We start from the raw sequence: 12,683 nt of genomic DNA, 5'->3' as shown, positions 1-12,683 counted from the left end.
GGATCTGCTGCAAATTTCACTCGCCCGGGTGAATTGTCGCCATCATTTCATTGGGCTCGCAGGTGACCACCCTGGTCGATGCTTCCCCGACCTCGCCTGCTTCAGCTCGACGTCGAGAAACCGCTTATGCCCGAGATGCCCGGCCCCTTCCTGAATGTCGGCGGCGATGGCTGCCTTCAGGGCGGCGGCATCTTGCTGGCGAATCGCGGCAAGCGCCTCCGCGTGGCGGTCGACGCGGTAGCTTTCGTCGAGATTTTCCGTGGCCTCGCGCATGAATGGACCAAGGCGCAGCCACACCGATTCAATGAGCGGCAGCAGTACCGCCGAGGAGCGGACCTCGTAGAGGCAGCGATGGAAAGCGAAATTCTTCTCGATGCCGAGTTCGATATTTCCGACCGTGTAAGCCTCGTCGGTCTCCGCGTCGAGCTGTTGCAGGCGCGCAAGCCGCAGATAGTCGACGAACGGCATGGCGCGCTCGGCGGCGATCGTCTCGAGCGCGATGCGCACCGTTATGATCTCATCGAACTTGTCCGGGTCGATGTCAGGCACCCGAACACGGCGGTTGTCAAGATTTTCAAGCGCGCCGTCGGCAACGAGCCGGTGAAGCGCCTCGCGCACGGGCATCGCGCTGACGTCGAGCATTTCCGCGATGCCCTGGATCGTGACCGGCTGGCCCGGCGGAATCCGGCCGGTGATGATCGCCTGGCGCAGCCGGCGATACACCCACTGCTTCACGGTTTCGGACGGACGCCGGTCGTCCGGAACCAGCCTAAGTGTGTTCGTTTCTTTCACTGTACTGATCCTCCCAATCTCAAGAAGAGGGCTGCGTGCATTTAAGCGATCGCAGCAAGGATGCGCCAGGGAAATGGCGGTCGCGGGCGAGGGGCGCCCCTCCCAAGGGCTGGCCACAGCCTAGCGCTCCGCTGGCACGTCGATCAAAATTAGACAATTCGCAAGTTTGCCCCTTTACAATGTGATCACATTGTGACCTCTTATGATCAAATTATTAAAGATCGTATCCGAATACGACTGTCTGTCAACGCCAATGGACGCGCGGTCCGACGACGAAAATCCGTCGAAAACCGTGCCCCGATTGACCTTGAGTAGGGGAACCTATGGAACAATTGCGAACCGCGGCGATCGCCGGCGGAGCGATCTCTATGCTGAACGTGAAAAAGGAATTCGGCCACTTCCAGGCGGTCGATCACGTGACGCTGAACATCGAGCCAAACGAATTCTTCACGTTGCTCGGGCCGTCCGGCTGCGGCAAGACAACTTTGCTGCGGATGATGGCGGGGTTCGAAACGCCGACGAGCGGCGAAATCCTGCTCGACAAGCGCTCGATCGCGGGCCTGCTCCCGAACGGGCGGCCGATCAACACGGTGTTTCAGAATTACGCGCTTTTCCCGCACATGACCGTTGCCGAAAACATCGGCTTCGGCCTGAAGATGCTCGGGCGGCGGCGCAACGAAATCGTTCCCGTCGTCGAGGAGATGCTGCGATTGGTGCGGCTTGAAGGCGCCGGCGAACGACCGGTGACCAAGCTTTCCGGCGGACAGCAGCAGCGTGTCGCGCTGGCGCGCGCGCTCGCGCCGCGGCCGAAGGTGCTTCTGCTCGACGAGCCGCTATCCGCCCTCGACCTCAAGCTGCGCCAGTCGATGCAGATCGAACTGAAGCGGTTGCAGGCGGAAACGGGCATCACCTTCGTCTTCGTGACGCACGACCAGGAAGAAGCGCTCACCATGTCGGACCGGATCGCGGTGATGAGCAAGGGGCGCGTGTTGCAGGTCGGATCGGCGCGCGACATCTACGAGCATCCGGCCGACCGTTTCGTCGCCGGCTTCATCGGTGAAACAAATTTCCTTGAAGGCACGATCGTCGAGGCGAAAGGCAGGGTGGCGCGCGTGCGGCTGAAATCCGGGGCCGATGTGGCAGCCGCCATGCCGGAAGGACTACCGACCAGCGGCGACGTCACCATCGTCGTGCGCCCGGAGCACCTGCAGATCGCTGCCGACAAGGACGCTGCGCTTTGCGCGACGGTCGAGACGGTCGTCTATTTCGGCACCGACACCCATGTGCATCTGCGGCTCAAGGATGGTAGCCCGGTGATCGTGCGCCAGCAGAACCGCCGCGACGGCACGGCGCCGCCTGATGTTGGAACCGAAGTGGGACTTTCGATCCCCGATGGCGTCGCGCAGGTTCTGAAGGATTGACCCGATGGCTGAGATCAAGGACATGCAACGCCTCGATGACGCCCGCCGCCGATTCCTTACCCTGCCGGCCGTGCTCTTCATCCTGGCCTTCGCCGCCCTGCCGTTGCTGGTGGTGCTCGCCTATTCCTTCATGAAGCCGGCCACCTATGGCGGCGTCGAGTGGCAATTCTCGACCGAGGCCTATGTCGGCTTCTTGTTCCAGAAGGACATCTTCGACGACAGCCTGACGTTCTCGTCGGAATATCTGCTCATCTTCGCGCGGACCTTCCTGTTCGGCATTGCCACCACGGTGATCTGCCTGCTGATCGGCTTTCCGACTGCCTATCACATGGCGACCCGGCCGCCGCAGACACGCAACTGGTGGGTGCTGCTGATCACCATTCCGTTCTGGTCGAACCTGCTGGTGCGCACGATCGCGGTCATGTTCATCATTCGCGACGAGGGGCTGATCAACACCATCCTCCTGTCGCTCGGTCTTGTCGATCAGCCGGTGACGATGATCTTTACCGATTTCGCGATCCTGCTCGGGCTGTTCTACAGTTTCCTGCCCTTCATGATCTTGCCGATCTACGCGTCGCTTGAAAAACTGGACTTCCGTTTGGTCGAAGCGAGCTACGACCTCTACGCCAGTCGCTTCCAGGTGCTGACCCGGATCATCATCCCGTTGACCTGGCCGGGTATCGCAACCGGCTGCCTGCTCGTCTTCATTCCTTCCTTCGGCGCCTATGTCACGCCGCTTCTGCTCGGCGGCGGCCGCCATCTGATGATCGGCGACCTGATCGCATTGCAGTTCGGTTCGTCGCGCAACTGGCCGCTCGGCTCGGCCTTTTCGATGATCCTGATGGCCTTCGTCATGCTGGCGTTGTTTTTCCAGATTCGCAAAAACGCAGGAGGGGTGAGCCATGGCTGACGTCGCCGCCATCCGTTCACCGGATATCAAGAAACAATCAGGCTTCGCCTTCATTGCGGGAAGCTGCATCGCCGTCCTCTACCTGCCGATGCTAGTGGTCATCGCCTATTCCTTCAACTCGGCCAACAATCTCGGCGCCAAATGGCACGGCTTTACCTCGAACTGGTACAACGTCGTTCTGGCAAATACCGAATTCTACGACTCGACCATCCTGTCCCTGATCGTTGCCGCCGCGGCGACATTGATCTCGACGGTGCTGGCGACCGCGGCGGCGCTTGGCACGACGCGCGGGCGCCCTTGGCGCGGCCAGGGGTCCGCCTATCTCGCGATCACGACGCCACTCGTCGTGCCCGAGATCGTCACCGGCATCTCGCTGCTCTCCCTATTCGCGTTTCTTTCAACTGTGACCGGCATCGATCTCGGCATCTGGAAGCTCATTCTGGCGCACTCGGCCTTTTGCATTCCCTTCGCCTATCTGCCGATCCGGGCGCGGTTGGAGGGGATGGACACCACGCTCGACAACGCCGCCGCCGACCTCTACGCGACGCCCTGGAAAACGTTCCGCTACGTAACGATGCCGCTGCTCGTTCCCGGCATCTCGTCCGGTGCCGCACTTGCCTTCATCGTTTCCTTCGATGACTTCACCATCACCCAGCTCATTGCCGGCCCAGGGGAAACGACGTTGCCGCTCTACATCTGGGGGCGCATTCGCCGCACGCTGACACCGGAGCTCAACGCCATGTGCACCTTGCTGCTCCTCATCTCGCTCGCCTTCATCGTGCTCTCCTTCATCCTCTCGCACCGCCGCCGTGCCTGACCTCACACTTGCCCCTCAACGGAAAGGTCCTTGAAATGCGCAGACACTCGTACCTCACCGCCGCCGCCGTGATGCTTTCGGCGACCACCTGCTTCGCCGCCGGCGAGTTGCACATCTACAACTGGGGCGACTATACCAGCCCCAAGATGATCGAGAAGTTCTCCAAGGAATACGACGTCAAGGTCACGATCGACGCCTATGATTCCAACGAAACCATGCTGTCGAAGATCCGCGCGGGCGGCTCCGGTTACGACGTCGCAATGCCGAGCGACTATACCGTGAAGATCATGGTCGACGAGGACATGCTGGCGAAGACCGAGCCGGCGTCGATGGCGAACTTCAAGAACCTGCGGCCCGACATGGTCGATGTCTATTGGGACGAGGGTCGGCATTATTCGATTCCGTGGATGCATGGCCTGACCTCGTTCGCTGTCGATACGGCGATCTACAAGGGTGACATCGATACCTATGCTATTCTCTTCGACCCGCCGCCGGAGCTGCAGGGCCGCATCAACATGCTCGACGACATGAACTCGGTCATGCATGCAGCCGAGCGTTATCTCGGCTTTCCCCGTTGCACCGGCGACAAGGCGCAACTGAAGCAGATCAGCGATCTCCTGAACAAGGCGAAGCCGCATTGGCGCACCTTCAGCTATGACGGCCAGTCCCTGATGACGTCGGGCGATGTCGATGCCTCGATGATGTGGAACGGCAACGCCTATCGCGCACGCCTGGAGCGCCCGACGATGAAGTTCGCCTATCCGAAGGAGGGCATCGAGGGCTTCATGGACAACGTCGTCGTCTTGAAGGATGCGCCGAACCTGGAAAACGCCAAGCTGTTCATGAACTTCATGATGGATCCGGAGAATGCCGGGATGAACTCCGACTACAACAAATACGACAACGGCGTCACCGGGTCGGACAAGTTCATGCCGGCCGAGTTCGCCGGGGCTCCGGAAATCAAGCGTCCGCAGGGCGTCGTCGCCGAATTCGTCAAGCCGTGCCCGGCCGAGGTCGTCGAGATCTACAACAAGATCTGGACCAATCTGCGCAAGTGATGCGCGCCCCTCATTGATGGAAACCGCAGCCGGCGCCCTCCGTGCCGGCTGCGCCAGTCGCACCCGATCTGACGAGGTCCTTCATGCTCGACACTGCCGACATCATCATCCGTAACGGTCGCATTCTGACGATGGACACCGAGGCGCCGCGCGCCGAAGCGCTGGCAATCGTCGGCAACCGGATCGTTGCCACCGGTGACGAGACCACGATCATGGCCCTGTCAGGACCGAAGACCCGGGTCTTCGATGCGGCAGGCGGTACGGTTCTGCCGGGTTTCAACGAGGCGCATATGCATATTTTCGGCGGCTCCGTCGGGCTCACGCAGCTTTCGCTGTTCGGCGTGCGCGGCTTTGCCGCCCTGCAGGAGGCCGTCCGCGACTATGCGACCGCCAATCCGGACCTGAAACTGCTCGTCGCTCAATATGCTGACTACACGATCCTGTCGGAGACAGAGCGGGTGACGCGCCATCACCTCGACCGCATCCTGCCCGACCGGCCGTTCCTCATGATAGCACCCGATCATCACACCGCCTGGGCCAATACGGCAGCGCTGAAGGCGGCGGGTATCCTCGAGGGCCGCGAGGTCGGCGTCGGCAATGAAATCGTCATGGGAGACGACGGTTTTGCCACCGGCGAGCTCAAGGAAACCGACGCGATTACGCCGGTGGCTGAGCTCAGCGAGAGCGGCGACCGCGAAGGCCTCGGCATCGGGACCGGCGGCGAGCCGGATAAGGTGACCGCCGAGGAGCGCTCCGGCGATATTGCCGCCATCCGCCGTGGACTCGACTATTGCGCGTCGCTTGGCATCACCTCGATCCAGAACATGGATGGCAACCTCTACCAGCTCGAGATGCTCGAAGAGATCGAGCGCGATGGCGGGTTGCCGGTGCGCGCCCGCATCCCCTTCCATATGAAGAACTTCATGCCGCTGGATATCTTGACGGAAAAGGCTGCTGCCTGGCGCGCCCGCTTTTCGAGCGACCGGCTGAAATCGGACTTCATCAAGCTCTTCGCCGATGGCGTCACGGAATCCGGAACTGCGGTCTTCGTCGAGGACTATGCCGATGAGCCGGGCTGGCGCGGCGCCCCGCTGTTCACGCGCGAGCATTTCGCACAAATCGCCATCGAGGCGGACCGGCTGGGCTTCCAGGTTGCCGTGCACGCGATCGGTGACGGCGCCGTCCGACTGGTCCTCGACGGTTACGAGGCCGCGGAGCGCGCCAACGGCCGGCGCGACAGCCGCCACCGCATCGAGCATATCGAAGTGGTCCATCCGGACGACATCCCGCGTTTCGCCGAGCTGGGAACCGTCGCCTCGATGCAGCCGACCCATCCGCCGGGTTCCGCCGGCCTGCCGCTTGAGCCCTATCTCAGCCGCATCGGCGAGGCGCGCTGGCCCTACGCCTTTGCCTGGAGAACGCTGACTGATGCCGGCGCGAAGATCGTCTTCGCCACCGATTGGCCGGTTTCTCCGCTCGCGCCGATGAGCTGCATTCGGGACGCCATGACCCGCAAGACCTGGAAGGAGGGTATGCCGGACCAGAGGCTCAGCCTTCTGGAAACGCTCGCCGCCTACACCCGCACCGGCGCCTGGGTGGAATTCGTGGAAGATCGCAAGGGCGTGCTGAAGCCCGGCTATCTCGCCGATGTCGTCATCCTCGACGGAGACGTCGAAGCGACCACCTATGAAGGGCTCGCGGCGATCAGACCGCTGGCAACCATCTGCGATGGACGTTTCACTTACGAGGCGTGAGCCGTCCGACCTCCACTATTTGGCATGAAGGCAGGCATCAAGATGCTCAACTATCCGCAGTTCTATATCGACGGCACTTGGGTCGATCCGGTCGATCCGGTCGCGCTCGACGTTATCGATCCGTCCACCGAGGAGCCGTTCGCCACCATTGCACTCGGCAATGCGACGGATGTCGATCGTGCCGTCGTGGCCGCCCGCAAAGCATTTCCGGCCTTTTCGCTGACCAGCCGCGAGGAACGCCTCGATCTCCTTCAGCGCGTTTTGGCGGTCTACGAGAAGCGCTCGGCAGACCTTGCGCTGGCGATTTCGCAGGAGATGGGCGCGCCGCGCCGGATGGCGCTCAACAATCAGGTCGGTAGCGGGGCTGCGCACATCCGCACCATGATCGAGACGCTCAAGACCTACCGTTTCGATCGGCTCAAGGGCTCGACGCTCATCACCAAGGAGGCCGTGGGCGTGGTCGCGATGATCACGCCATGGAACTGGCCGCTGAACCAGATCACCTGCAAGGTCGGGCCGGCGCTCGCGGCCGGTTGCACCATGGTGCTGAAGCCGAGCGAGGTCGCGCCGGTGAGCGCGATGATCTTCGCCGAGGTCATGCATGAGGCGGGGATCCCGGCCGGTGTATTCAACCTCGTCAACGGTGACGGACCGACCGTCGGCGAGGCACTCGCCCGCCATCCGGATGTCGACATGGTCTCGATCACCGGCTCGACGCGGGCCGGCGTGCTGGTGGCAAAGGCCGCGGCCGACACCGTCAAGCGCGTGCATCAGGAACTTGGCGGCAAGTCCGCCAACATCATCCTCGACGACGCCGACCTGAAAGCTGCCGTCCGCCAGGGCGTGCTCGACTGTTTCGACAATTCCGGTCAGTCCTGCAACGCGCCAACCCGCATGCTGGTGCCGGCGGATCGGATGGCCGAAGCGTTGGAGGTGGCGCGCGCGGCCGCCGCGGAGCCGAATGTCGGCCCCGCCGATCGGCCCGGCGTGGATGTCGGACCCGTGGTCAGCGACGTGCAGTTTGGCAAGATCCAGGCCTTGATCCAAGCGGGAATCGACGAGGGCGCGACGCTCGTGGCGGGTGGCGCGGGACGACCCGAAGGGCTCGGTCGCGGCTACTTCGTCAAGCCGACGGTGTTTGGCGACGTCGAGCCGCAGATGTGCATCGCCCGCGAGGAGATCTTCGGACCGGTGCTCTGCATCATGGGTTATGGTAGCGAGGACGAGGCAATCCGCATTGCCAACGATACCCCTTACGGGCTGGCGGCCTACGTCCAGTCCGGCGATCTCGATCGCGCCCGCCGGGTCGCACGGCTTCTGCGGGTGGGCAATGTCCACATCAACTATCCGGACTGGGATACGGGCGCGCCGTTCGGGGGCTTCAAGCAATCGGGCAATGGGCGGGAATATGCGGAGTTCGGGCTCGATGATTTCCTGGAAGTAAAGGGCATCATCGGCCACGCGTCGTGCAATTGATATGGCAGAAAAAGTGCTCGGCTAGCCGATAGCGGCGAACATCAGCCGGCACAATACAACTGGTGGACTATGATAGATGAGAATGAATCGGCCGATTTTGTAAGGCGCAATCCCGACGTTGAGGTGCTTGAAGCCTTTGTGATCGACGTAAACGGTGTACCGCGCGGAAAGTGGATCCCGCGCGAACGGGCACTCGACGTGTTGAGCAAGGGCATGGCCATTCCGCGCTCCGTCTACGCGCTCGATGTTTGGGGGCGCGACGTCAATGGCGCCGGGCTGGCGGAGGGAACCGGCGATCCCGACGGCCTCTGTTTTCCGGTGCCCGGCACGCTGTCGCGCGTGAGTTGGCTCAACCGTCCTACGGCACAGGTCATGCTGGCTATGCGCAATCCCGATGGCACGGCCTTCTACGGCGACCCACGCCAGGCGCTTGCAGACGTGCTGCAGCGCTATGCCAAGCTGAAGCTGACGCCGGTGGTGGCGACAGAACTGGAGTTCTACCTGATCGACCCGGTTCGCTCGGCACTCGATCCGGTACGCCCGCCCAACACCCGCGAGGGCCGCTGGCACACGGGTCAGACCCAAGTGCTATCTATTTCCGAATTGCAGGATTTCGAGGATGTCTTCCATGGCATAGCGGCAGCGTGCCGCGAACAGGGCGTGGCAGCGGACACGACGCTGCGCGAAAACGGACCCGGGCAGTATGAGATCAATCTCAACCATGTGCCCGACGCGCTACAGGCCGCGGACTATGCCGTACTATTGAAGCGCATCGTAAAGGGCGTCGCCCGCAAGCACGATCTCGATGCCACTTTCATGGCTAAACCCTATGGCACGCAGGCCGGCTCCGGCATGCATGTGCATTTCTCGATACTCGATGAAAACGGTCGCAACATCTTCGTGGGCGACGATTCGCCCGCCGAAACTCTGATGCATTCAGTCGGCGGCCTCTTGGAGAACATGCATGAGAGCATGGCCATCTTCGCACCACACGCCAATTCGTACCGGCGGCTCACGCCGAGTGAACATGCGCCAACCTATGCTTCCTGGGGGTTCGACAATCGTTCGGCGGCCGTCCGCGTCATCACGACGAGCAAGCCGGCTACCCGGATCGAGCACCGCGTCGCCGGCGCCGATACGAACCCTTATCTAGTTCTCGCCATGATCCTCGGCGCGGCGCTGGCCGGCATGGTGGAGAAGACGAAGCCAGGCGGCGCCATCACGGGCGACGACCATGCCGTTAGCCACGAGGCGCTGCCGACCAACTGGGACCATGCCTTGCAGAGCTTTGCGCGGTCCGGCTTCGCCTATGCGACGCTCGGCCCGAAATACCGGGCGCTCTACACGGCCTGCAAGCAGCAGGAGCTTTCCGAGTTTTCTCTCAGGGTAACGGACGTCGAATACGATGCCTACATCAGGACGGTCTGACATGAACATCAATTCGACTACCGGCATCGACATCGGCCACGTGCCCTCCTGGTATGCGGCTTCGGCCAATGACAAGCGGATACGACCTGCCCTGGAAGGGGAGGTCACGGCAGACGTCTGCGTGATCGGCGCCGGATTCACCGGCATTTCAGCGGCGCTGGAACTTGCCGAGCGCGGCTTTTCCGTCGTCGTGCTCGAAAGCGAACGCATCGGCTTCGGCGCTTCGGGACGCAATGGCGGCCAGATAGTCAACGGTTACAGCCGCGACCTAGGGACCATTGCCAAGCGCTACGGTCGCGCAAATGGCGCGAAGCTGGCAGACATGTCGCTTGAGGGCGCGCGGATCATCCGCGATCGCGTGAGCAAATACGCAATCAATTGCGATCTCGTTGAGGGCGGCTTCTTTGCCGCCTTCACCGACAAGCAGGTGCGCGAGATGGAGGCGCTCCGGGCGCATTGGCGGAACCACGGCCATAGCGGGCTGGAGATCGTTTCCAAGGCCGATGTAGGTAAATATGTGCGCAGTGATCGCTATGTCGGCGGCATGATCGACAAGCTCGGCGGCCATATCCATCCACTCAACCTGGTGCTCGGTCAGGCGGCGGCGGTCGAAGGTCTCGGCGGTCGCGTCTTCGAGAATTCACGCGCCATCGCGGTCGAGATGGGGGCATCTCCGCTGGTGCGAACGCGCACAGCCTCGGTTCGGGCGAAATATGTACTTGTCTGCGGTAACGCCTATCTGGGCAAGCTCTTGCCCGAAATCGGCGGCCGAATGATGCCGGTGTCGAGCCAGGTGATGGCAACGGAGGTGCTCGACCCGAAGCTGATCGCCGCCCTGCTACCAGCCAACTACTGCGTCGAGGACGCCAACTACATTCTCGACTACTACCGTCGTACCTCCGACAATCGCCTGCTCTATGGCGGTGGCATCGGCTATGGTGGGCAGAATCCGAAGGATCTGACCGGGGTTATTCGTCCGAACATGTTGAAGACTTTCCCCGAACTCGCCAAGGTCAAGATCGACTTCGCTTGGAGCGGCAATTTCGCGCTGACGCTGACGCGCATCCCGCATATGGGCCGATTGAGCCACAACGTATATTTCTCGCATGGCGACAGCGGCCATGGGGTCACGACCACCCATCTCTTGGGCAAGATCCTCGGCGAGGCGGTCGCCGGCCACGCGGAACGCTTCGACGTCTGGAGTTCACTGCCGAATCTTCCCTTCCCGGGAGGCAGGACCTTCCGCGTTCCGCTCACCATGCTCGGTGCGTGGTGGTATGAGCTGCGCGACAAACTCGGCCTCTGATTCAACAGATACGAAGGGACATGGAATGCGTAACGTCACCATCGCGGCGACCCAGATGGCCTGCAGCTGGGACATTGCGGCAAATATTGCCAGCGCGGAAAAGCTGGTGCGCCGAGCGGCCGCCGATGGCGCCCAGATTATCCTGCTGCAGGAGCTTTTCGAGACGCCTTATTTCTGTCAGGACCAGCGCGGTGAGTTCTTCGATCTTGCCCGCCGGGTGGAGGGCAATCCGCTGATCGAACATTTTGCTAGGCTCGCCGCCGAGCTTGAGGTCGTGCTTCCAATCAGCGTTTTCGAGCGAGAGGGTAAGGCCTACTTCAACAGCGTCGCCATTCTCGACGCGGATGGCAGCGTCCTCGGCGTCTACCGCAAAAGCCACATACCGGACGGACCCGGCTACACCGAGAAGTTCTATTTCTCGCCAGGCGACACAGGCTTCAAGGTCTGGCAAACGCGTTATGCTTCGATCGGCGTCGGAATTTGCTGGGATCAATGGTTTCCTGAGGCCGCTCGTACGATGGCCTTGCTTGGCGCAGAAATCCTGTTCTATCCAACGGCGATCGGCTCCGAGCCGCACGTTCCGGATATGGATTCCGCCGGCCACTGGCAAAGGACGATGCAGGGCAGTGCAGCCGCCAACATGATGCCGCTCGTCGCCGCCAATCGGATCGGGACGGAGCCCGGCAAGGCGGGAACGGAAATCACCTTCTACGGTTCTTCCTTCATCGCCGATCAAACCGGTCTGAAAGTGGCGGAAGCCGCCCGACAGGGCGAAGCAGTGCTGACCGCGACATTCGATCTCGACGAGGTCGAAAGGCAGCGCCGCTCCTGGGGCGTGTTTCGCGACCGCCGTCCTGAGCTCTACGGGCCGATCGCCACGCTCGATGGGCGGACATGATAGGAACGCTAGGCACAAAGACATGAAAATCGGGATTCTCCAGACCGGGCATGCGCCGGTCGAATTGATCGAAACGTACGGCGACTACAGCGACTTCTTCGTCAAGCTGCTTGCCGGCGAAGAGGCGGAATTCGTAACCTATTCGGTCGTCGACGGCGTCTTTCCGGAAGGGCCGGCTGCCGCGGATGCGTGGCTGATCACGGGATCCAGGTTTGCGGTTTACGAGCCGCATCCCTGGATCGGGCCGCTGGAAACGCTGGTGCGTGAGATCTACGCACGGCGACTGCCCATGGTCGGCATCTGCTTCGGCCATCAAATCATCGCGCAGGCGCTCGGCGGAAAAGTCGAAAAATACCAGGGCGGGTGGTCGGTCGGCCCGGTCGAGTACCGGCGGCACGATCTTGGCATCTCGCAGACGCTGCTTGCCTGGCATCAGGATCAGGTCGTTGATCTGCCTGAAGACGCGGAGGTGATCGGCTCAACCCCGTTCTGCGCCAATGCAATGCTCCGCTATGGCGATCGGGCGCTAACCTTTCAGCCGCATCCGGAATTCACGCCAGCGTTCTTTGATGCCCTCATTCTGAAGCGCGGGGACGTGCTCCCGGCGAACCTGCGGCGCGTCACTGCTGCGCCGGTCGACGTTTCGTTGGCACGGGCTGAGATCGTCAAGGAAATTGCAGAATTCTTGACAGCTGTTCCCGTCAAGCAGAAAACTACACGCTGACGCAAAGTGCGCAAGCGCTGACCTGCCCGACACGGTCGGGGGCCCGTCATCGCCGTTGTGGTAGTGTCGCCTTAACTAAATGCAGGATGCGCCCATTGC

General features: G+C 61.9%; 11 protein-coding genes. 10 read left to right on the top strand and 1 reads right to left on the bottom strand.

All coding sequences use genetic code 11. The annotated features are described in order from the left end of the window. Window positions 1-42: 42 nt before the first annotated feature. A complete protein-coding gene (locus tag BC360_RS15295; protein ID WP_244512736.1) occupies window positions 43-723 on the bottom strand; it encodes a GntR family transcriptional regulator in 681 nt (226 codons plus the stop codon). Between the two features lie 437 nt (window positions 724-1,160). On the opposite strand from BC360_RS15295, the gene BC360_RS15290 reads away from it, so the two are divergent. The 10 genes from BC360_RS15290 to BC360_RS15245 all read left to right on the top strand — a co-directional run bounded on the left by BC360_RS15290 (window position 1,161) and on the right by BC360_RS15245 (window position 12,584). Continuing rightward, window positions 1,161-2,213 (top strand): ABC transporter ATP-binding protein, encoded by a 1,053-nt coding sequence (locus tag BC360_RS15290; RefSeq protein WP_244512735.1) that lies wholly within the window; start codon window positions 1,161-1,163, stop codon window positions 2,211-2,213. Window positions 2,214-2,217: 4 nt separating this feature from the next. Then, entirely contained in the window at window positions 2,218-3,123 is a 906-nt protein-coding gene (locus tag BC360_RS15285) for an ABC transporter permease (RefSeq protein WP_065795788.1), read from the top strand. Then, window positions 3,116-3,940 (top strand): ABC transporter permease, encoded by an 825-nt coding sequence (locus tag BC360_RS15280; protein ID WP_065795787.1) that lies wholly within the window; start codon window positions 3,116-3,118, stop codon window positions 3,938-3,940. The genes BC360_RS15285 and BC360_RS15280 overlap by 8 nt, the downstream gene beginning before the upstream one ends. Before the next feature lie 35 nt (window positions 3,941-3,975). Continuing rightward, on the top strand, window positions 3,976-4,998 hold the full coding sequence (locus tag BC360_RS15275) for an extracellular solute-binding protein (RefSeq protein ID WP_065795786.1): 1,023 nt from the start codon (window positions 3,976-3,978) through the stop codon (window positions 4,996-4,998). An 83-nt stretch (window positions 4,999-5,081) separates the two neighbouring features. Beyond that, complete coding sequence (locus tag BC360_RS15270) at window positions 5,082-6,752, top strand: amidohydrolase (RefSeq protein ID WP_065795785.1); 1,671 nt, start codon at window positions 5,082-5,084, stop codon at window positions 6,750-6,752. Between the two features lie 42 nt (window positions 6,753-6,794). Next, window positions 6,795-8,228, top strand: a complete 1,434-nt coding sequence (locus tag BC360_RS15265) for an aldehyde dehydrogenase family protein (RefSeq protein WP_065795814.1) — start codon at window positions 6,795-6,797, stop codon at window positions 8,226-8,228. Window positions 8,229-8,297: 69 nt separating this feature from the next. Continuing rightward, a complete protein-coding gene (locus BC360_RS15260) occupies window positions 8,298-9,656 on the top strand; it encodes a glutamine synthetase family protein (protein ID WP_065795784.1) in 1,359 nt (452 codons plus the stop codon). A 1-nt stretch (window position 9,657) separates the two neighbouring features. Beyond that, window positions 9,658-10,962, top strand: coding sequence for an NAD(P)/FAD-dependent oxidoreductase (locus BC360_RS15255; protein WP_065795783.1), 1,305 nt, complete (start codon window positions 9,658-9,660; stop codon window positions 10,960-10,962). Window positions 10,963-10,987: 25 nt separating this feature from the next. Next, window positions 10,988-11,860, top strand: a complete 873-nt coding sequence (aguB, locus tag BC360_RS15250; RefSeq protein ID WP_065795782.1) for an N-carbamoylputrescine amidase — start codon at window positions 10,988-10,990, stop codon at window positions 11,858-11,860. A 22-nt stretch (window positions 11,861-11,882) separates the two neighbouring features. Beyond that, window positions 11,883-12,584, top strand: a complete 702-nt coding sequence (locus tag BC360_RS15245; protein ID WP_065795781.1) for a type 1 glutamine amidotransferase — start codon at window positions 11,883-11,885, stop codon at window positions 12,582-12,584. The last annotated feature ends 99 nt before the right edge of the window (window positions 12,585-12,683 follow it).

This window comes from Ensifer sp. LC163, from assembly GCF_001695855.1.
Classification (GTDB): domain Bacteria; phylum Pseudomonadota; class Alphaproteobacteria; order Rhizobiales; family Rhizobiaceae; genus Ensifer.
The sequence above is the reverse complement of the archived record's forward strand: the minus strand, read 5'-3'. Positions and strand labels throughout refer to the sequence as shown.

What these genes read in the sequence shown, in the direction of transcription:
- BC360_RS15255 (WP_065795783.1), top strand. Translation starts at nt 9,658, where the DNA reads ATGAACATCAATTCGACTACCGGCATCGACATCGGCCACGTGCCCTCC.
- BC360_RS15290 (WP_244512735.1), top strand. Translation starts at nt 1,161, where the DNA reads ATGCTGAACGTGAAAAAGGAATTCGGCCACTTCCAGGCGGTCGATCAC.
- BC360_RS15265 (WP_065795814.1), top strand. Translation starts at nt 6,795, where the DNA reads ATGCTCAACTATCCGCAGTTCTATATCGACGGCACTTGGGTCGATCCG.
- BC360_RS15280 (WP_065795787.1), top strand. Translation starts at nt 3,116, where the DNA reads ATGGCTGACGTCGCCGCCATCCGTTCACCGGATATCAAGAAACAATCA.
- aguB (WP_065795782.1), top strand. Translation starts at nt 10,988, where the DNA reads ATGCGTAACGTCACCATCGCGGCGACCCAGATGGCCTGCAGCTGGGAC.
- BC360_RS15270 (WP_065795785.1), top strand. Translation starts at nt 5,082, where the DNA reads ATGCTCGACACTGCCGACATCATCATCCGTAACGGTCGCATTCTGACG.
- BC360_RS15275 (WP_065795786.1), top strand. Translation starts at nt 3,976, where the DNA reads ATGCGCAGACACTCGTACCTCACCGCCGCCGCCGTGATGCTTTCGGCG.
- BC360_RS15245 (WP_065795781.1), top strand. Translation starts at nt 11,883, where the DNA reads ATGAAAATCGGGATTCTCCAGACCGGGCATGCGCCGGTCGAATTGATC.
- BC360_RS15260 (WP_065795784.1), top strand. Translation starts at nt 8,298, where the DNA reads ATGATAGATGAGAATGAATCGGCCGATTTTGTAAGGCGCAATCCCGAC.
- BC360_RS15285 (WP_065795788.1), top strand. Translation starts at nt 2,218, where the DNA reads ATGGCTGAGATCAAGGACATGCAACGCCTCGATGACGCCCGCCGCCGA.